A 19,619-nucleotide genomic window follows, 5' to 3' on the forward strand; every position below is an offset into this window, starting at 1 on the left:
GAACCCGGAAGCTAAGCCTTACAGCGCCGATGGTACTGCAGGGGGGACCCTGTGGGAGAGTAGGACGCCGCCGAACAATTATTGGAGAAAACCCCGCACCGATCACGGTGCGGGGTTTTCTGCGTTTCTGGGGAACTTTTTGGGAACTGGAAGGGGCTCTCTGGGAGAGCCCCTTTTTTCATAGGCGGCCAGCTGCCTTGAGGGCCAGGTAGGCGTCCGCCAGAGCCGGTGCCAGTTCGTCCGGAGTAGCGTCGACGACAGTGACGCCGTTACGGCGGAGCTGGTCCGTGGTGCGATTCCGTTCAGCCTGGGCCTGGGCGGCGGCCGCGGCCTCGTAGACCGCGGCCGCATTGCCTCTGGCCTTGGCCATTCGGGCGATATACGGGTCCGCCACCGACGCCAGGAGGACGGTGTGGCGCTGGGTGAGCTGGGAGAGGACGGGCAGGAGGCCCTCCTCGATCGGTGCCGCGTCGAGCGTGGTGAGCAGGACGATCAGGGAACGGCGTGGAGCCGACCGTAGCGCCGTGGCGGTCAGGCCTCGGGCATCCGTCTCGACCAGTTCGGGTTCCAGCGTGGCCATGGCGTTGACCAGGGACGGCAGCAGGTTGCTCGCCGTACGGCCCTGGACCAGGGCGCGGACCCGGCGGTCGTACGCCAGCAGGTCCACGCGGTCGCCGGCGCGGGAGGCGAGGGCGGCCAGGAGGAGTGCGGCGTCCATGGACGCGTCGAGTCGCGGTGCGTCGCCGACCCGGCCGGCGGAGGTGCGGCCGGTGTCGAGGACCAGAAGGATGTGGCGGTCGCGTTCGGGGCGCCAGGTGCGCACGGCGACCGTGGACTGGCGGGCGGTGGCCCGCCAGTCGATGGAACGGGTGTCGTCACCGGGGACGTACTCGCGCAGGGAGTCGAACTCGGTGCCCTCGCCGCGTTGCAGGACGCTGGTGCGGCCGTCCAGTTCGCGGAGCCGGGCGAGCTTCGAGGGCAGGTGCTTGCGGCTGGTGAACGGCGGCAGGACCCGTACCGTCCAGGGCACGACGTGTGTGCCCTGGCGGGTGAAGAGGCCGAGCGGGCCGTAGGAACGGATCGTGACCCGGTCCGCCTGGCGGTCGCCTCGGCGGGTGGGCCGCAGCCGGGTGGTGACGCGGCGGCGTTCGCCGGCTGGGACGTCGAGCCGGTGACGTGAAGACTCGACCTCGGTGCCGGTCTGCCAGCTGCTGGGGGGCCAAGCGTCGCGCAGGCGGGCGCGGAGACGGCGACGCGACGGGTTGGTGACCGTGAGCGTGACGTCGGCCGGATCGCCGAGGCGTACGGACGTGTCGCCCGAGCGGGTCAGGCCGAGGCGGCGCACAGGGGCCGCCAGGGCGAAGTCGCAGGCGCAGGCCACGGCCAGGGGAGCGTTGACGGCGAGGATGCCCGCCCAGCTGGGTTCCCAGATGCCGATGGGGACGGAGCCGAGTGCCGCGAGGAGGGCGGCGCGTCCGGTGAGTGCCATCAGCGCGGGACGGGGACGTGGGACAGGATCGCGGTGATGACGGAGTCCGCGGTGACGCCCTCCATCTCGGCCTCCGGGCGGAGCTGGACGCGGTGCCGGAGGGTGGGCAGGGCGAGTGCCTTGACGTCGTCGGGGGTCACGTAGTCGCGGCCGGTGAGCCATGCCCACGCGCGTGAGGTGGCGAGCAGGGCGGTGGCGCCGCGGGGGGAGACGCCCAGGGTGAGGGAGGGCGATTCGCGGGTGGCGCGGCAGATGTCGACGACGTACGCGGTGATCTCGGGGGAGACGGTCGTCTTGGCGACGGCGGCGCGGGCGGCCTCGAGGTCGGCGCGGCCCGCGACGGGGCGTACGCCGGCGGCCTTGAGGTCGCGCGGGTTGAAGCCGGAGGCGTGGCGGGTGAGGACGTCGATCTCGTCCTGCCGGGAGGGCAGAGGGATCGTCAGCTTCAGCAGGAAGCGGTCCAGTTGGGCCTCGGGGAGGGGGTAGGTGCCCTCGTACTCGACGGGGTTCTGGGTCGCCGCGACCAGGAACGGCTCGGGGAGCGGACGCGGGGTGCCGTCGACGGTGACCTGGCGTTCCTCCATCGCCTCCAGCAGGGACGACTGGGTCTTCGGGGGCGTGCGGTTGATCTCGTCGGCGAGCAGGAGGTTGGTGAAGACCGGGCCGGGCTGGAAGGAGAACTCGGCGCTGCGGGTGTCGTAGACGAGGGAGCCCGTGACATCGCTCGGCATGAGGTCGGGGGTGAACTGGACGCGTTTGGTCTCCAGTTCGAGCGCGGAGGCCAAGGTGCGGACGAGCAACGTTTTGGCCACCCCGGGGACTCCTTCAAGTAGAACGTGTCCGCGGCAGAGCAGAGCGACGACGAGACCGGTGACGGCGGGGTCCTGGCCGACCACGGCCTTCGCGATCTCGGCGCGCAGGGCTTCCAGGGCGGTCCGGGGGTTGCCCGGATGCCCGGTCTGCCCGGCGTTGTCAGTGGTCGGGTCCATCATGGACGGCGTACCTCTCTTTCGAGGGCGTCGAGTTGGTCGGTGAGGGCGATCAGTGCGGCGTCGTCGCCGGGCGGTGGGCCGAAGAGGAGGCCGTGCAGGGGCTGTCCGTCCTGGTGGAGATGGGCGGACAGGGCGGGCAGCAGGGCTTCGGGCGAATGCGCCTGGGAGACGGGTACGCCTACGAGAGGGGCGAGGCGGGTGCGTGTGGTGGAGCGAAGAGCGGTGGCCGCGCGGTCGCGGGCGTTGGCCTTGCGGTAGAGGCGGGCGCGTCCTTCGACGGTCTCGGAGGCGCGGATCGCCACGGGGAGATTCTCGGGTACGAGCGGGCCGAGCCGGCGTGCCCGCCACAGGGCGGCGAGGGCTGCGGCGATGAAGAGCTGAAGTGTGCCCCAGAGCCAGCCCGAGGGGAGCAGATCGAAGAAGCCGCGCTGGTCGTCGCCGGTGTCGGTGGCCGCGGCGTCGGACAGTGAGGGGATGTACCAGACCAGATGGGGCCGGGAGCCGAGGAGTTGGAGGGTGAGCGAGGCGTTTCCCTGCTCCTCGAGATGTTCGTTGACGAGGATGTCGGACGCGCCGAGGACGACGGTGTCCCCGTCCCCGGTCGTGTCGGGGATCCGGAGGAGGGTGGGCAGGTCACCGCTGGGGTAACACGCGTCGGCCTCGGGGCTGGTGACGGTGTACCGGATGCCGCCGGTGTCGGCGTCGCCCGCGCGGCGGGCCTCGGGGAGCGGGCAGCCGGGGGAGAGGGTGGTGTCCAGGCTGGTGACGGGGTCGGCGGTGACGCCGGGTGCGAGGCCTTCCACGGAGCTGATGCCGGGGGCGACGAGGACGGTGCGGCCGCCGGAGGTGGTGGTCGCCGAGTACAGCAGGGCTTGTTGACGTCCGGTCAACAGGTCGGGCACGGCGACCAGGAGAGTGGTGTCGGGTGCCGCCGCGGCGCGGGCCTCGTCGAGGGTCGTGACGGTGCGTGTGTCGACGCCGCGGTCGGCGAGGAGCTCGGCGACGGCCCGGCTGCCCTGGGGGTCGGCGGAGCGCGGGTCGAGGGCGCCGTGCCGGGTGTCGGAGCGGACGAGCGCGAGGACGACGGCTCCGGCGACCAGTACCGCGAGCGCCAGTGCGATACCGCGGGCGCGGGTCCACAGCTGGCGGGCGGTGGGCGAGGCCGAGGTGTTCGGGAGCGTGGCCCCGGTGGTCATCCGGCGGCTCCCTGGCGGGTGTTGTCGGCCGTGTTCGCGGTGCTGCTGGTGGTGAGCCGGGGTTTGGCGCGTTCCAGGTCACGGTCGAGTTCGGCGATGCGGCGGTACGAGGTCTCGGTCGCGGTGCGGCCGCCGTACGTGACGTCGTCGAAGTCGCGGGCGGCGGCGCGCAGGCGGTCGGTGTGCGCGGGCAGGGTACGGCCGGCGTCGGCTGCCGCCTCGTCGGCGGTGCGGCCGGGGCGGACGTCGAGCAGGGCGCGCTCCTCCAGGGAGCGGACGATGGCCCGCATGCGTTCCTGGACGGCCTGGCTGAAGTGGCCCTGGGCGGCGTGGGCCTCGGCGGCGGCGCGGTGTTCGGCTGCGCTGCGGGGGCGGTCGTCGAACAGGGCGGGGGCGGAGACGGGGCCGCGGCGGGGCGTGCCGAGGCGCCACCACAGGGCGCCGAGCACGGCGAGGACGGCGAGGACGATGACGACCAGGCCGACGGTCCCGCCGGGTGTCACCGTTCCGGCGGCATCGAAGACGCTGGCGAGCCAGTCCCAGAAGGAGTCGAGGGCGCGTTCCAGGAGGTTCGGTTCGTTCTCGTGGTACATCCGCTTGGCCAGCTCGCGCCGGGCCGCCTCGCGGGCGGGGTCGCGCGGGACGGTCAGCGGCGGTTCGGTGTCGCCGGTGCGTGTCAGCGTGAGCGCCGACGACAGGGTGGTGCGGTCACCGGCGCGCACGGCGGCTCGCAGTGCTGTGTCGACGGCGCCGGGCACCGCTGTGAGAACTCCCCCCGTGAGGCTCACCGCATCAGCTCCCGGCGGTGGTGCCGTAGTTCTGGACGCCGGCGGCGCGGGCCAGGTCGAGGTCGAGGGCCTCGCGGCGGATGCGCTGGTCGATGTAGAGGAGCACGGTGACGCCGGCCGTGATCGGGAAGGTGATCATGGAGCCGATCACCGAGCCGATGCCGGTGACGATCAGGTAGGTCCAGCCGAAGTCGCTGTCGCCGGTGAGGAAGCCGCTGAACCCGTCGCCGCTGACGACGAGGGCGATCAGGGCGAACGGGATGACGATGACCATGGCGACGATGTTCGCGATGAGCGCGGCGAGCAGCTGGATGCCGAAGACTCGCCACCAGGAGCCGCTGACGAGCTTGGTGGAGCGGGTCAGGGCCTTCTTGATGCCCTGCTTCTCCAGCATCAGGGCGGGGGAGGCGAGGGAGAAGCGGACCATCAGCCAGATGGCGACGACGCCCGCGCCCAGGAAGCCGAGGAATCCGAGCACGGCGCCGACGGGCGGGGAGCCCGCGACACCGACGAGGATGCCGGGCAGGGTGCCCACGGCGAGGATGCCGAAGGCGATGAGCGGCAGCAGCACGAGCAGGCCGAGCAGCCTGAGCACCTGCGGGCGGGCGTCGCGCCAGGCCTCCTTGGCGGTGACGGGCTTGCCCAGTACCGCGCGGCTGGTGACGGCGGTGAGCAGGGCGGTCACCGCGACGGTGCCGATGAGGGTGATGACGAACAGGACACCCGTGCCGAGCAGGGCGTCGCCCAGGGCGCGGGTGGCCTCCTCCAGGGTGGCGTCCGGGTCGCCGAGGCCGTCGGTGCCGGTCGTGTCGTTCAGGACGAGGCCCTGGAGCAGGACGGTGACGATCTCCATGAGGACCGCGACGGTCAGGGAGATGCCGAGCACCGTGCGCCAGTAGGTGCGCATGGTGGAGACCGCGCCGTCGAGGATCTCGCCGACGCCCAGGGGGCGCAGGGGGATCACTCCGGGCTTGGCGGCGGGTGGCGGGCCGCCCCAGGGGGTGCCCCAGCCTCCGTGTCCGGCAGGGCCGTGCTGTCCGCCGGGGCCTCCCCAGCCGCCGCCCTGGGGCGGGGCGCCCCAGTTCGGGGCGGGCGGTGGGGGCGGGGTCTGGCCGGGGCCCACGGGCGTGGACCACTGGCCGGGTGCCGGTTGCTCCTGCGACCACTTCGCGCCGGGTGCCGTCGGCTGATCCGCCGGTTCCGCGGGAGCCGGGCCGTCGGCCGGCTCCTGGGCGCCGGGGCGCTGATCGTCGGACGGGGCGGATCCGGGCGAGGCCCAGCCCGGAGTGTCGTTCATCGTCGCTCCTTCACGGTGCCCGACCGCGGTCGCGGCGGCAGGTTGGCCATCATCGTGCCATGGGGCCGTCCGGGACGGACCGGCCGCGGTAGGGGCTGTGCACCTTCAATTGTCCGCCCGATCCGGGGCAGACTGACGGCATGGCTGATCAGTACGCGCAATCCGGCGAGGACGGCCGGCCGACCGGAATACCTGTCATCCGCTGGGAGGAGCCGCCCGAGGGGCCTGTGGTGGTCCTCCTCGACCAGACGCGGCTGCCCGCCGAGGAGATCGAGCTGGTGTGCACGGACGCGCCCGCGCTGGTGGAGGCGATCCGTTCGCTCGCCGTGCGCGGGGCGCCGCTGCTGGGGATCGCGGGGGCCTACGGTGTCGCGCTCGCCGCCGCGCGAGGCTTCGACGTGGAGGAGGCCGCGGCCGCGCTGGCGGGTGCCAGGCCGACCGCGGTGAATCTCGCCGTGGGCGTGCGGCGGGCCGAGGCCGCGCATCGGGCCGTGCTCGTCCGCGGCGGCGGCGAGGGCCGGGCCGCTGTCGCGGCGCTGGCCGCGGCACGCCAGCTGCACCAAGAGGACGCCGAGGCCAGCACCCGGATGGCCGTACACGGCCTGGCGCTGCTCGACGAGCTGCTGCCGGGCGGAGGCCACCGGATTCTCACGCACTGCAACACCGGTTCGCTGGTGTCGGGCGGTGAGGGCACGGCGTTCGCGGTGGCGCTCGCCGCGCACCGGCAGGGCCGGCTCAGGCGTCTGTGGGTGGACGAAACGCGTCCGTTGCTGCAAGGTGCTCGCCTGACGGCTTACGAGGCGGCACGCAACGACATGGCGTACACCTTGCTCACCGACAACGCGGCGGGTTCGCTGTTCGCGGCGGGGGAGGTGGACGCGGTGCTCATCGGGGCGGACCGCATCGCGGCCGACGGGTCGGTGGCGAACAAGGTGGGGAGTTATCCGCTCGCCGTGCTCGCGCGCTACCACCATGTTCCGTTCATCGTGGTGGCACCGGTGACGACCGTGGATCTGGGGACCGCGGACGGGGCGTCGATCGAGGTCGAGCAGCGCCCCGGCTTCGAAGTGACCGAGGTCACAGCGCCGCAGATGCCGATGGCGGGAGCGGGAGGCGGGATCGTGGTGGCGCCCCTGGGGACCCAGGCGTACAACCCGGCGTTCGACGTGACACCGCCGGAACTGGTGACGGCGATCGTCACCGAAGAAGGTGCCGTTTCGCCTGTGACCGGCGAGGGGCTTGCCGAGCTGTGTGCCAGGTCACGCCAGGTAACGATTAGCTAATGGGATGATGTCGTTTATGAAGGGACGAGTCCTTGTCGTCGACGACGACAGCGCACTGGCCGAGATGCTCGGCATCGTGCTGCGTGGTGAAGGTTTTGAGCCGTCTTTCGTAGCCGACGGCGACAAGGCGCTGGCCGCTTTCCGCGAGACCAAGCCGGATCTTGTGCTGCTCGATCTGATGCTGCCCGGTCGGGACGGCATCGAGGTGTGCCGCCTGATCAGGGCGGAGTCCGGCGTGCCGATCGTGATGCTGACCGCCAAGAGCGACACCGTCGACGTGGTGGTCGGCCTCGAGTCCGGGGCCGACGACTACATCGTCAAGCCGTTCAAGCCGAAGGAGCTCGTGGCCCGCATCCGGGCGCGGCTGCGGAGGTCCGAGGAGCCGGCGCCGGAGCAGCTCGCCATAGGTGACCTGGTCATCGACGTGGCGGGGCACTCGGTGAAGCGGGACGGGCAGTCCATCGCGCTGACGCCGCTGGAGTTCGACCTGCTGGTCGCGCTGGCGCGGAAGCCGTGGCAGGTGTTCACCCGTGAGGTGCTCCTGGAGCAGGTCTGGGGCTACCGGCACGCGGCGGACACGCGTCTGGTGAATGTGCATGTGCAGAGGCTTCGCTCGAAGGTCGAGAAGGACCCGGAGCGGCCGGAGATCGTGGTGACCGTCCGTGGTGTCGGATACAAGGCCGGACCGAGCTGACATGTCCGGGGACAGTGCCGCTTCGGCCCCCGGCCGGTCCGGGGCCCGTCCGGGGCGGCCTGTCGGCCGGCCGACGCCCTCGCGCTGGGAAAGGTTCTTCGAGGGCGGGCTGCTCCAGGGCGGAGTCCAGGGCAGCCCGGTCCTTCGGCTGTTCATGCGCTGGGTGCGCCGCCCGTTGCTTCCCGTGATGCGGCTGTGGCGGCGCAACATCCAGCTCAAGGTCGTCGTCACGACCCTGCTGATGTCGCTGGGCGTCGTCCTGCTGCTCGGCTTCGTCGTGATCGGCCAGGTGCGCAACGGCCTGCTGGACGCCAAGGTGAAGGCCGCCCAGAGCCAGGCCACCGGCGGTTTCACGGCGGCCAAGCAGAAGGCCGACGAGACCGCCAGCGGCACCGCCGTCGAGGTGCCCGGCACGGACGGCCGTTCCGCGCAGAACGTCACCCAGTGGATGAGCGACCTGGTCGGTTCGCTCTCCAGCGGCGGCCAGGGCGCCTTCGACGTGGTGACGCTGCCCGCTGGCGACGACAGCGGCAGTGGGCGCAGCCCGCGTGCCTCCGGCGGTGTGAACCCGGACAAGAGCATTCCGGCGGATCTGCGGGCCCGCATCGGGGACGGCGAGGCCGCCCAGAAGTACACGCGCGTCTTCTACAGCGAGCGCGGCAAGGAGTCCCAGCCGGCGCTGGTCATCGGCAAGGAGGTCAACGACCCCAACGGTGACCCGTACCAGCTCTACTACCTCTTCCCGCTGACGCAGGAGGAGAAGTCGCTGAGCCTGGTCAAGGGCACGCTGGCGACGGCCGGGGTGTTCGTCGTCGTCCTGCTCGGGGCGATCGCGTGGCTGGTGGTCCGCCAGGTCGTCACGCCCGTACGGATGGCCGCGGGCATCGCCGAGCGGCTGTCGGCCGGGCGCCTTCAGGAACGTATGAAGGTCACCGGCGAGGACGACATCGCGCGCCTGGGCGAGGCCTTCAACAAGATGGCGCAGAACCTCCAGCTGAAGATCCAGCAGCTCGAGGACCTGTCGCGGATGCAGCGGCGGTTCGTCTCCGACGTGTCCCACGAGCTGCGGACGCCGCTGACGACCGTACGGATGGCGGCGGACGTCATCCACGAGGCCCGCGAGGACTTCGACCCGGTGACCGCGCGGTCGGCGGAGCTGCTGGCCGACCAGCTGGACCGGTTCGAGTCGCTGCTCGCGGACCTGCTGGAGATCAGCCGCTTCGACGCGGGCGCCGCGGCGCTGGAGGCGGAGCCGATCGACCTCAGGGAGGTCGTGCGGCGGGTGGTCAGCGGGGCCGCGCCGCTCGCGGAGCGCAAGGGCACCGCGATACGTGTCGTGGGCGATCAGCAGCCCGTCGTGGCCGAGGCGGACGCCCGGCGTCTGGAGCGGGTGCTGCGCAATCTCGTCGTCAACGCCGTGGAGCACGGCGAGGGCCGGGACGTCGTCGTCAAGCTCGCCTCGGCGGGCGGGGCGGTCGCGGTCGCGGTGCGCGACTACGGTGTCGGTCTCAAGCCCGGCGAGGCCACGCGCGTGTTCAGCCGCTTCTGGCGGGCCGACCCGGCCCGCGCGCGGACCACGGGCGGGACGGGCCTGGGCCTGTCCATCGCCCTGGAGGACGCGCGTCTGCACGGCGGCTGGCTCCAGGCCTGGGGCGAGCCGGGCGGCGGGTCCCAGTTCCGGCTGACGCTGCCGCGGACGGCGGACGAGCCGCTGCGGGGCTCGCCGATACCCCTGGAACCCAAGGACTCGCGCCGCAACCGCGGCCTGGACGGGGCCGGGCTGCCGCGCGGCGAGAAGAGCGCCACCGTGCCCGCACAGCAGATCAACGGACAGGCGCCGCTGGACCGGATGGCCACGCTGCCCGCCACGACGGCCCCCTCGGCCGACCCCACGGCGCTGCCGGGCAACGGCGCGCGCGTGGTGCCGCGGCCCGCGTGCGGGACGCGGCGGCCGGACGACACGTCCGTGGCGCGGCCGGGACAGGCCCCGGCCGGGCAGGACGAGCAAGGGGAGGCAACTCGTGGCCGCTGACCGCGAGGGGGGCGCCCGGCGCATGCCGCGGCGCGCGGTGGCGTACACCGTCTGCGGGGTCGTCCTGCTGTCGGGATGCGCGTCGATGCCCGACGACGGTGATCTGCGCGGGGTGGACTACACGCCGCGGCAGGACTCGCAGGTGCGGGTGTTCGCCGTGCCGCCGGGCGAGGACGCGACTCCGACGGAAGTCGTGGACGGCTTCCTGGAGGCGCTGACCAGTGATGACCCGAACTACGAGACGGCGAAGCTGTACCTGACGCCCGAGGCGGCGAAGCAGTGGGAGCCGGAGGGCTCCGCCACCGTCCTCGCGAACGGGATGGAGAGCTTCGCCGATCCCGTCGAGGACGCGGAGAAGGCCACCTCGTCCTCCGTCACGCTGACCGGCACCGAGGTCGGCGCGCTCGACGCGCAGCAGTCGTACAGCCCCGCCGAGGGCGACTACCAGCAGCAGATCCAGCTGACGCGCACCAAGAAGAACGGCCAGTGGCGCATCAGCCGGCCGCCGCAGGGCATCGTGCTCGGCGAGTCGGACTTCGAGCGCAACTACATGTCGGTCAACAAGTACTACTTCGCGTCCAACGGTGTGGCGGGGGCAGCGTCGAGGCCGATGGCGGTGGCCGATCCGGTGTTCGTGCGCGAGCGCGTGGATCCCATGACGCACATGGTCCGCTCGCTCCTGGAGGGACCGACGGTCTGGCTGGACCAGGTCGTCCGGTCGAGTTTCCCCACCGGTACGAAGCTGAGGGCCGGCGTGGAGTCGCTGACGCCCGACGGGCAGAACACGCTGACCGTGCCGCTGAACAACAGTGCCGCGCGGGTCGGACCGGGCAAGTGCCGCGAGATGGCCGCGCAGCTGCTGTTCACGCTGCAGAACCTCACCTCCGCGGTGGACCAGATCGAGCTGGAGTCGGGTGGCAGGCAGCTGTGCCTGGTGTCCGCGGACAGCGCCGACTCGGTGGCCGCGCGGGGGGCGACGGAGCGTCCCGAGTTCCTGTACTTCCTGGACGGCGAGAACCAGCTGGTGCGGATGCCCGCGCGCAGCGAGGACAAGGAGGCGCTGGCGGTGCCGGGGCCGCTCGGCGACGGGACGAGGCCGTTCTGGGCGGCGGGCGTGGCGCGGCGCGAGGACCTCGCGGCCGGGGTGAGCCTGGACCGGCGGGCGCTGTTCGTCAGCCCCATGGTGGCGGGCGGCTCGCTCGGCGCACCCGTGCTGGTCAGCCAGGGGAAGACGGAGACCGACCGGCTGACGGCGCCGAGCTGGGACGCCGCCGGTGACCTGTGGGTGGCCGACCGGGACCCGAAGCGGCCGCGGCTGCTGCTGTTCGACGGTGGCAAGGGCGAGCCCGTGGAGGTCGAGATGCCCGGTCTGGACGGCCGTATCGACTCGGTGCGGGTGGCCGGGGACGGGGTGCGGATCGCTCTCGTCGTGGAGAAGGCGGGCAAGCAGTCCCTGCTCATCGGCCGTATCGAGCGCGGCGACAGGCCGACCGAGGCCGACGAGCGGACACGTGTGGCGGTGCTGGAGCTGCGCTCGGCGACCCCGGAGCTGGAGGAGGTCACCACCATGTCCTGGGTCGGCGAGAGCCGGCTGGTGGTGGTGGGCACCAAGCAGGGGGGCGTGCAGCAGATGCAGTACGTCCAGGTCGACGGCTCCACGCCGGAGGCCCCGCCGCCCGCCGCGCTCACGGGCGTGGAGGAGATCGCCGGGACGGAGGACGGCGGGGTTCCGCTGGTCGCCCATTCGGAGGACGGCATCGTGCGGATGCCCACGGGGGAGCAGTGGCAGAAGGTCGTGAAGGACGGCACAGCGCCCGTGTATCCGGGGTGAGGTGCTGACCGCGGTACAGCGGGGAGCGGTCGTTTCGTCGGGCCTCGGTCCGGCGGGGCGGCCGCTCTTCCGTTTCCGGGACGTGGCCCGGTTCCCGGCCGTCTCCCCGCAGCGTGGAGGCTGTTGCTGCCGGGGTCGGCCGGGCCCCCTGCGCCGGGCGGCGCGGAGTTGTCCACAGGCGGTTGTCCACAGGGGTGGCAGGGCCGCGCGGGCGTTGGCACAGTGGGGGACATGCGGGGGTGGTGGCAGGACCTCACCGACCTGGTGCTGCCGGGCGAGTGCGGAGGCTGCGGCAGGCCGCGCACGATGCTCTGCCCGGAGTGCCGTGCCGTCCTGAGCGGCGTCGCACCGCGCCGGGTGCGGCCGGTGCCGGAGCCGGCGGGTCTGCCCGCCGTCCACGCGGCCGTGCCGTACGCGGACGAGGTCCGTGCCGTGCTGCTGGCCCACAAGGAGCGCGGAGCCCTGTCCCTGGCCCGCCCTCTGGGTACGGCCCTGGCAGGCGCGGTGCGGGCCGGGCTCGGGCCGGCGCCGGGCCGGCGGGCGGGCGTGCCCGTGCTGCTCGTACCGGTGCCGTCCCGTCGCGCGGCCGTACGGGCCCGTGGACACGATCCGGCGCGGCGGATCGCGCTCGCCGCGGCGGCGCGGCTGCGCCGGACCGGGACGCCGGCCCGGGTGCTGTCCGTGCTGCGGCAGCGCCGCGCGGTGGCCGACCAGGCGGGGCTCAACTCCCGGCGGCGTCAGGAGAATCTGGCCGGCGCCCTGGCCGTGGCGCGCGGCGGGGCCGGGCTGTTGCGGGGTGGCGCGGTGGTGGTCGTGGACGACCTGATGACGACCGGCGCTTCCCTCACGGAGGCGGCGCGTGCGGTGCGGGAGGCCATGGCCGCCGAAGCCGGGTACCGCGATGTGATGACTCCCGTGTACACGGGAGTGTGCCGGGAAAGGACAGGGGAACAGATGGCTGAAGAGACGGAAGGGGGCGCAGGCGGACGGACGGTCATGGCGGGAAAGACGGGCCCGAACACCTTCGGAGATCCGGTCTGTGCCGCGGTGGTCGCTGCGTCGCCTGATGCTTTCGAAATAAACCGGAACTGACTGCGAAGTTGCATCGTTGCAGGTAATGAGAGCACCTATTCACCTGAACGGAGGTACGCCGCAGTAGAGGGTGACGACATCCGTCCGGGCGAGATATGTTCGGTTGTGAGGGAAAGGCGCAGGCCATCCCCCGCGAATCCGATAGCCGTGCTGCGGGTTTTACGCAATCACCCGAGTCGGCGGCGTGGAGATCTCGCCCGTGGGGGAGGAGGAGGTGGACGTCACCAAGTCCGCGGTTCCGGAACTGTCCGGAACCTGGTGCACAAGGGAGATGCTCCGCCACTGAGAGCGGAGCGATCCGGGAACGGAGTTCTGCGTGGACATCGTCGTCAAGGGCCGCAAGACCGAGGTGCCCGAGCGGTTCCGCAAGCACGTGGCCGAGAAGCTGAAGCTGGAGAAGATCCAGAAGCTCGACGGCAAGGTGATCAGCCTCGACGTCGAGGTGTCCAAGGAGCCCAACCCCCGACAGGCCGACCGCTGCGACCGGGTGGAGATCACGCTCCGCTCCCGTGGCCCGGTGATCAGGGCAGAGGCGGCGGCCAGCGACCCGTACGCGGCACTCGACCTCGCTGCCGAGAAGCTGGATGCCCGACTGCGCAAGGAGCACGACAAGCGTCACACGCGCCGGGGCGTCCGCCGTCTGACGGCGGCCGAGGTCCCCGACCACGTTCCGGGCGCGGCGACGCTCAACGGCAACGGCCACGTCGTCTCGACGGAGGAGTCGGACGGAGTACCCACCAGGAAGATCGGCTCGCTCGAGGTACAGGGCGAAGGGCCGCTCATCGTCCGAGAGAAGACCCACGTCGCCGCCCCCATGACCCTGGACCAGGCCCTCTACGAGATGGAACTGGTCGGTCACGACTTCTATCTGTTCGTCGACTCCGAGACGAAGGAGCCGAGCGTCGTCTACCGGCGCCACGCCTACGACTACGGCGTGATCCACCTCCGGACGGACACCATGGTCACGCAGCCGCCCTCGCCTGACGCGGGCGGTTCGCTCGGCGGCTGACCCACCCGGATGACAGCTGTCCGGTGCCCCTGGAGCGCTTTCGTGCGCCCCAGGGGCACCGGTGTGCGACCCCATGCGCACCCTGCCTGTCACCTCGGCGCCGCCCGGGCATGGAATCATGGCCGCAACGGCTCAACCGGTGGGCCGTTGCCTTGGGTTGGCGATGGCACAGGACCACGGGCCACAGCCTTCAGGGGGAGGAACGATGGCGGACAGCTTCGGACGGATGCATCAGGGGGATGTCGGCGACGGCGTGATCGGCATGGGCCCCGACAGAGGATCATCGCGCGAGGAGCCGATCCGGGTGCTGGTCGTCGACGACCACGCCCTGTTCCGCCGGGGCCTGGAGATCGTGCTCGCGGCCGAGGAGGACATCCAGGTCGTCGGCGAGGCGGGGGACGGCGCCGAAGCGGTCGACAAGGCCGCCGACCTGCTGCCCGACATCGTCCTGATGGACGTGCGGATGCCGAAGCGGGGCGGGATCGAGGCGTGCACCTCCATCAAGGAGGTGGCACCCAGCGCCAAGATCATCATGCTGACGATCAGCGACGAGGAGGCCGACCTCTACGAGGCGATCAAGGCCGGCGCCACCGGCTATCTGCTCAAGGAGATCTCCACCGACGAGGTCGCCACCGCGATCCGCGCGGTGGCCGACGGACAGTCGCAGATCAGCCCGTCCATGGCGTCCAAGCTGCTGACCGAGTTCAAATCGATGATCCAGCGCACGGACGAACGCCGTCTGGTGCCCGCGCCGCGGCTCACCGACCGCGAGCTGGAAGTGCTCAAGCTCGTCGCCACGGGGATGAACAACCGCGATATCGCCAAAGAACTGTTCATCTCCGAGAACACCGTGAAGAACCACGTGCGCAACATCCTGGAGAAACTCCAGTTGCACTCCCGGATGGAGGCCGTGGTGTACGCGATGCGGGAGAAGATCCTCGAAATCCGCTGACGCTCAGCCGAGCAGCCGGGCGAGTTCCGCGGTGAGAGGGGCGCGCAGTCCGGGCGCGTCCACCCGCTCCACCCGGACGTCCGCGCAGTCCACCCAGCTCGCCGCCTCCACCAGCGCCTGGGCGACCGCCGGCACCGCCTTCGGGCCGTCCAGGGTGACCTGCCGGGCGACCAGGGTGTGGCCCTCGCGGGCCGGGTCCACGCGGCCGACCAGACGCCCTCCGGCGAGGACCGGCATGGCGAAGTAGCCGTACACGCGCTTCGGCTTCGGAACGTACGCCTCCAGGCGGTGGGTGAAGCCGAAGATCCGCTCCGTGCGGGCGCGTTCCCAGATCAGCGAGTCGAACGGGGACAGCAGCGTGGTGCGGTGCCGTCCGCGCGGGGGCGCCGCGAGGGCCGCCGGGTCCGCCCAGGCGGGCTTGCCCCAGCCCGCCACCGAGACCGGCACCAGACCGGAGTCGGCGATCACCGCGTCCACCTGCTCGCCCCTGAGGCGGTGGTAGTCGGCGATGTCCGCGCGCGTGCCCACGCCCAGCGCCTCACCGGCCAGCCGCACCAGACGGCGCAGGCACTCGGCGTCGTCCAGCTCGTCGTGCAGCAGGGACTGCGGGACCGCGCGCTCGGCGAGGTCGTAGAGCCGCTTCCAGCCGCGCCGCTCGACGCACACCACCTCGCCGTACATCAGGGCGCGCTCGACGGCGACCTTCGTGCCGGACCAGTCCCACCACTCGCTGGTGCGCTTGGCGCCGCCCAACTCGGTCGCGGTCAGCGGGCCTTCGGTCCGCAGCTGCTTGATGACCTGCTCGTAGGTGCCGTCGGGCAGGTCGTGGTTCCACTGCGGGCGGTCGCGGTAGGCGCGGCGGCGGAAGGCGAAGTGCGGCCACTCCTCGACGGGCAGGATGCACGCCGCGTGCGACCAGTACTCGAACGCGTGCCGGTCGGTCCAGTACGCGTCCTCGACCGTCCTGCGGCCGACCGCGCCCAGGCGGGCGTAGGGGATGAGCTCGTGGGACCGGGCCAGGACGGAGATCGTGTCGAGCTGGACCGCGCCGAGGTGCCGCAGCACGCCCCGCACGCCCGCCCGGCGGTCGGGTGCGCCGAGGAAGCCCTGGGCGCGCAGGACCAGGCGGCGGGCCTCGTCGGCGGACAGCTCTGCGATCGGGCGCGGGGTCGTCATGCCTCGCACGATAGGCGCTGCCACTGACAGCCGGGCCCGGCCTGCGGCTACGGCCGGTGCACGGGCGCCGGGAGGTACGGCGCGGCCGAGTGCAGGCCCAGGTCGGACGGCAGGAGCGAGCCCACCCAGCAGTCCCGGCGCACACCCCTGTTGTTCACGGCCGAGCGCAGGGTGCCCTCGATGGTGAAACCGGCGCGTTCGGCGACCGCGCGGGAGGCGTGGTTGCCCACCTCCGCGCGCCACTCGACGCGGTCGACCGCCCGCTCGGTGAAGGCCCAGCGGCAGGCGGCCGCGGTGGCCTCGGTCAGATAGCCGTGGCCCCGGTGCTCCTTCGCCGCCCAGTAGCCGACCTCCGCCGTCGCCAGCGAGCGCATGGTGAGGCCGAGCATGCCCGCCAGCGCACCGGAGGAGGAGAGGAAGACGCCGAAGGTGAACATCGAGTCGTGCGCCCAGCCCTCCGGGACGACCTGTCCGGTGAAGGCACGCGCGTGTTCCGGCAGATAGGGGGAGGGGAACTGCGAGATCCACCGCTGGATGTCGGGGTCCTGCGCGGCGGCGTGGACCGCGTCGGTGTCCCGCGGGCCCACCGTGCGCAGCAGCAGCCGCTCGGTGGTGAGAGTGACGGGTTCCATCGCCAGATTCTGCGCGCGGGCGGGCCGGATGGCCATCTCCTCGCGGTGCGTGAGCGTGTGATCACATTTCGCGCGATTCGTCGGAGCCCTCCGGCACCATCCCGCAGCTCCGTCCGTTGTCCCTCGTGAAGGAGAATTCCGGAGCACACCGGAAGCAACGGGCAGCCCGGTCACGGCAGGCCTCCCGGCCCAGCCGGGTCCTCGCATACGATGGCCGTTGCTCAGTAAGTCAAATGGAAACCGACCGTCCCAGGCCCGACCGGCAAGGAGACCAACCCCCGTGTCCGTCCTCTCGAAGATCATGCGTGCAGGCGAAGGCAAGATCCTGCGCAAGCTGCACCGCATCGCGGACCAGGTCAACTCCATCGAAGAGGACTTCGTCGACCTCTCCGACGCCGAGCTGCGGGCCCTCACCGATGAGTACAAGCAGCGCTACGCCGACGGTGAGAGCCTGGACGATCTGCTTCCCGAGGCGTTCGCCACCGTCCGTGAGGCCGCCAAGCGCGTGCTCGGCCAGCGCCACTACGACGTACAGATCATGGGCGGCGCGGCCCTGCACCTCGGCTATGTCGCCGAGATGAAGACCGGTGAGGGCAAGACCCTCGTCGGTACCCTGCCCGCCTATCTGAACGCCCTGTCCGGCGAAGGCGTGCACCTGATCACGGTCAACGACTACCTGGCCGAGCGCGACTCCGAGATGATGGGCCGCGTCCACCGGTTCCTCGGCCTGAGCGTGGGCTGCATCCTCGCCAACATGACGCCGGCGCAGCGCCGTGAGCAGTACGCGAGCGACATCACCTACGGCACGAACAACGAGTTCGGCTTCGACTACCTGCGCGACAACATGGCCTGGTCGAAGGACGAGCTGGTCCAGCGCGGCCACAACTTCGCCATCGTGGACGAGGTCGACTCCATCCTGGTCGACGAGGCCCGTACGCCGCTGATCATCTCCGGCCCGGCCGACCAGGCCACCAAGTGGTACGGCGACTTCTCCAAGCTGGTCACCCGCCTCAAGCGCGGTGAGGCCGGGCAGCCGCTGAAGGGCATCGAGGAGTCCGGCGACTACGACGTCGACGAGAAGAAGCGCACGGTCGCCATCCACGAGACCGGTGTCGCCAAGGTCGAGGACTGGCTGGGCATCGACAACCTCTACGAGTCGGTGAACACCCCCCTGGTCGGCTACCTGAACAACGCCATCAAGGCCAAGGAACTCTTCAAGAAGGACAAGGACTACGTCGTCATCGACGGCGAGGTCATGATCGTCGACGAGCACACCGGCCGTATCCTCGCCGGCCGCCGCTACAACGAGGGCATGCACCAGGCGATCGAGGCGAAGGAAGGGGTGGCGATCAAGGACGAGAACCAGACGCTCGCCACGATCACCCTCCAGAACTTCTTCCGCCTGTACAAGCGTCACGACCAGGCCGGCAAGGAGCTCCCCGGCCTCTCCGGCATGACCGGTACGGCCATGACCGAGGCCGCGGAGTTCCACCAGATCTACAAGCTCGGCGTGGTCCCGATCCCGACGAACAGGCCGATGATCCGCAAGGACCAGTCGGACCTGATCTACCGCACCGAGGTCGCCAAGTTCGAGGCGGTCGTCGACGACATCGTCGAGAAGCACGAGAAGGGCCAGCCGATCCTCGTCGGCACCACCTCGGTCGAGAAGTCCGAGTACCTCTCGCAGCAGCTCAGCAAGCGCGGCGTCCAGCACGAGGTGCTCAACGCCAAGCAGCACGACCGTGAGGCGACGATCGTCGCCCAGGCCGGCCGCAAGGGCGCCGTCACGGTCGCCACGAACATGGCCGGCCGTGGTACGGACATCAAGCTCGGCGGCAACCCCGAGGACCTCGCCGACGCCGAGCTGCGTCAGCGCGGCCTCGACCCCGAGGAGCACATCGAGGAGTGGGCCCACGCCCTGCCCGCCGCCCTGGAGCGGGCCGAGCTCGCGGTCAAGGCCGAGAAGGACGAGGTCGAGTCCCTCGGCGGCCTGTACGTGCTCGGCACCGAGCGCCACGAGTCGCGGCGCATCGACAACCAGCTGCGCGGTCGTTCCGGCCGTCAGGGCGACCCGGGCGAGTCCCGCTTCTACCTGTCGCTGGGCGACGACCTGATGCGGCTGTTCAAGGCCCAGATGGTCGAGCGCGTGATGTCGATGGCCAACGTGCCGGACGACGTGCCGATCGAGAACAAGATGGTCACGCGCGCGATCGCCTCCGCGCAGTCGCAGGTCGAGACGCAGAACTTCGAGACCCGTAAGAACGTCCTGAAGTACGACGAGGTCCTCAACCGCCAGCGTGAGGTCATCTACGGCGAGCGCCGCCGCGTCCTGGAGGGCGAGGACCTGCACGAGCAGGTGCAGCACTTCATGGACGACACCATCGACGCCTACATCGGCGCCGAGACGGCCGAGGGCTTCGCCGAGGACTGGGACCTGGACCGCCTGTGGGGCGCCTTCAAGCAGCTCTACCCGGTGAAGATCACCGTCGAGGAGCTGGAGGACGCGGCCGGCGACCGTGCCGGACTGACCGCCGACTTCATCGCCGAGTCCATCAAGGACGACATCCACGAGCAGTACGAGTCGCGTGAGGCGCAGCTCGGCTCGGAGATCATGCGTGAGCTGGAGCGCCGCGTGGTGCTGTCGGTCCTGGACCGCAAGTGGCGCGAGCACCTCTACGAGATGGACTACCTCCAGGAGGGCATCGGCCTGCGCGCGATGGCGCAGAAGGACCCGCTGGTGGAGTACCAGCGCGAGGGCTTCGACATGTTCACCGCCATGATGGAGGGCATCAAGGAGGAGTCCGTCGGCTACCTGTTCAACCTGGAGGTCCAGGTCGAGCAGCAGGTCGAGGAGGTCCCGGTCGAGGACACCAAGCCGGTGGCCGACCTGGAGAAGCAGGACTCCGTTCCGGCGCAGGCCGGCGGGCGTCCCGAGATCCGCGCCAAGGGCCTGGACGCCCCGCAGCGGCGCAACCTCCACTTCTCCGCGCCGACCGTCGACGGTGAGGGCGGCACCATCGAGGGCGACTTCGCCGAGGACGGCGAGCCGGTGCGCTCCGAGGCCGACGGCCTCACGCGCGCGGAGCGCCGCAAGCAGGCGCGGGGCGCCGCGGGCCGCCGCCGCAAGAAGTGACACCGCGCGGGGCGTCCTGGCTC

15 protein-coding genes and 1 rRNA gene are annotated in these 19,619 nt (G+C 71.4%); 9 read left to right on the forward strand and 7 right to left on the reverse strand.

Features of this window, described 5'->3' with window-relative positions:
- Positions 1-76 (forward strand): 5S ribosomal RNA (gene rrf / locus ACFYR0_RS15610); the annotation flags it as partial.
- A gap of 102 nt (positions 77-178) precedes the next feature.
- Here rrf and ACFYR0_RS15615 read toward each other — a convergent pair.
- Genes ACFYR0_RS15615 through ACFYR0_RS15635 form a run of 5 tightly spaced genes read right to left on the reverse strand, consistent with a single transcriptional unit; the run spans position 179 to position 5,762 of the window.
- On the reverse strand, positions 179-1,489 hold the full coding sequence (locus tag ACFYR0_RS15615) for a DUF58 domain-containing protein (protein ID WP_389327116.1): 1,311 nt from the start codon (positions 1,487-1,489) through the stop codon (positions 179-181).
- Positions 1,489-2,478 carry an AAA family ATPase gene (locus ACFYR0_RS15620; RefSeq protein WP_389327119.1) on the reverse strand — a complete coding sequence of 330 codons (990 nt, stop codon included), beginning with the start codon at positions 2,476-2,478 and terminating at the stop codon, positions 1,489-1,491. Before ACFYR0_RS15620 ends, ACFYR0_RS15615 begins: the two co-directional genes overlap by 1 nt.
- Positions 2,478-3,677 carry a DUF4350 domain-containing protein gene (locus tag ACFYR0_RS15625; RefSeq protein ID WP_389327122.1) on the reverse strand — a complete coding sequence of 400 codons (1,200 nt, stop codon included), beginning with the start codon at positions 3,675-3,677 and terminating at the stop codon, positions 2,478-2,480. Before ACFYR0_RS15625 ends, ACFYR0_RS15620 begins: the two co-directional genes overlap by 1 nt.
- A complete protein-coding gene (locus ACFYR0_RS15630; protein WP_389327124.1) occupies positions 3,674-4,465 on the reverse strand; it encodes a DUF4129 domain-containing protein in 792 nt (263 codons plus the stop codon). The genes ACFYR0_RS15625 and ACFYR0_RS15630 overlap by 4 nt, the downstream gene beginning before the upstream one ends.
- A 4-nt stretch (positions 4,466-4,469) precedes the next feature.
- Positions 4,470-5,762: a glycerophosphoryl diester phosphodiesterase membrane domain-containing protein gene (locus ACFYR0_RS15635; RefSeq protein ID WP_389327127.1), complete on the reverse strand. Its 1,293-nt coding sequence runs from the start codon at positions 5,760-5,762 to the stop codon at positions 4,470-4,472.
- A 140-nt stretch (positions 5,763-5,902) separates the two neighbouring features.
- Here ACFYR0_RS15635 and mtnA point away from each other — a divergent pair, with 140 nt between their 5' ends.
- The 7 genes from mtnA to ACFYR0_RS15670 all read left to right on the forward strand — a co-directional run bounded on the left by mtnA (position 5,903) and on the right by ACFYR0_RS15670 (position 14,655).
- On the forward strand, positions 5,903-7,045 hold the full coding sequence (gene mtnA, locus ACFYR0_RS15640) for an S-methyl-5-thioribose-1-phosphate isomerase (RefSeq protein ID WP_389327130.1): 1,143 nt from the start codon (positions 5,903-5,905) through the stop codon (positions 7,043-7,045).
- A gap of 4 nt (positions 7,046-7,049) precedes the next feature.
- Entirely contained in the window at positions 7,050-7,739 is a 690-nt protein-coding gene (gene mtrA, locus ACFYR0_RS15645) for a two-component system response regulator MtrA (RefSeq protein WP_198948386.1), read from the forward strand.
- Between the two features lies 1 nt (position 7,740).
- Positions 7,741-9,771, forward strand: a complete 2,031-nt coding sequence (gene mtrB / locus ACFYR0_RS15650) for an MtrAB system histidine kinase MtrB (protein ID WP_389327134.1) — start codon at positions 7,741-7,743, stop codon at positions 9,769-9,771.
- A complete protein-coding gene (locus tag ACFYR0_RS15655; protein ID WP_389327137.1) occupies positions 9,761-11,602 on the forward strand; it encodes an LpqB family beta-propeller domain-containing protein in 1,842 nt (613 codons plus the stop codon). The genes mtrB and ACFYR0_RS15655 overlap by 11 nt, the downstream gene beginning before the upstream one ends.
- Before the next feature lie 231 nt (positions 11,603-11,833).
- Positions 11,834-12,694 (forward strand): ComF family protein, encoded by an 861-nt coding sequence (locus ACFYR0_RS15660; RefSeq protein WP_389327140.1) that lies wholly within the window; start codon positions 11,834-11,836, stop codon positions 12,692-12,694.
- 316 nt (positions 12,695-13,010) lie between these two features.
- On the forward strand, positions 13,011-13,703 hold the full coding sequence (hpf, locus tag ACFYR0_RS15665) for a ribosome hibernation-promoting factor, HPF/YfiA family (RefSeq protein WP_386386604.1): 693 nt from the start codon (positions 13,011-13,013) through the stop codon (positions 13,701-13,703).
- Positions 13,704-13,908: 205 nt separating this feature from the next.
- Entirely contained in the window at positions 13,909-14,655 is a 747-nt protein-coding gene (locus ACFYR0_RS15670) for a response regulator (protein ID WP_389327144.1), read from the forward strand.
- A 3-nt stretch (positions 14,656-14,658) separates the two neighbouring features.
- On the opposite strand, the gene ACFYR0_RS15675 is transcribed toward ACFYR0_RS15670, so the two are convergent.
- The gene (locus tag ACFYR0_RS15675; protein ID WP_389327147.1) at positions 14,659-15,831 is read right to left on the reverse strand and encodes a winged helix-turn-helix domain-containing protein; all 1,173 of its coding nucleotides are present in this window, start codon (positions 15,829-15,831) and stop codon (positions 14,659-14,661) included.
- A 47-nt stretch (positions 15,832-15,878) separates the two neighbouring features.
- Positions 15,879-16,463 (reverse strand): GNAT family N-acetyltransferase, encoded by a 585-nt coding sequence (locus ACFYR0_RS15680; RefSeq protein ID WP_389327150.1) that lies wholly within the window; start codon positions 16,461-16,463, stop codon positions 15,879-15,881.
- 280 nt (positions 16,464-16,743) lie between these two features.
- Here ACFYR0_RS15680 and secA point away from each other — a divergent pair, with 280 nt between their 5' ends.
- Positions 16,744-19,596 carry a preprotein translocase subunit SecA gene (gene secA / locus ACFYR0_RS15685; protein WP_389327153.1) on the forward strand — a complete coding sequence of 951 codons (2,853 nt, stop codon included), beginning with the start codon at positions 16,744-16,746 and terminating at the stop codon, positions 19,594-19,596.
- Positions 19,597-19,619 lie beyond the last annotated feature (23 nt).

Origin of the sequence: Streptomyces sp. NPDC005017 (assembly GCF_042873115.1) — a bacterium.
Taxonomy (GTDB): Bacteria; Actinomycetota; Actinomycetes; order Streptomycetales; family Streptomycetaceae; genus Streptomyces.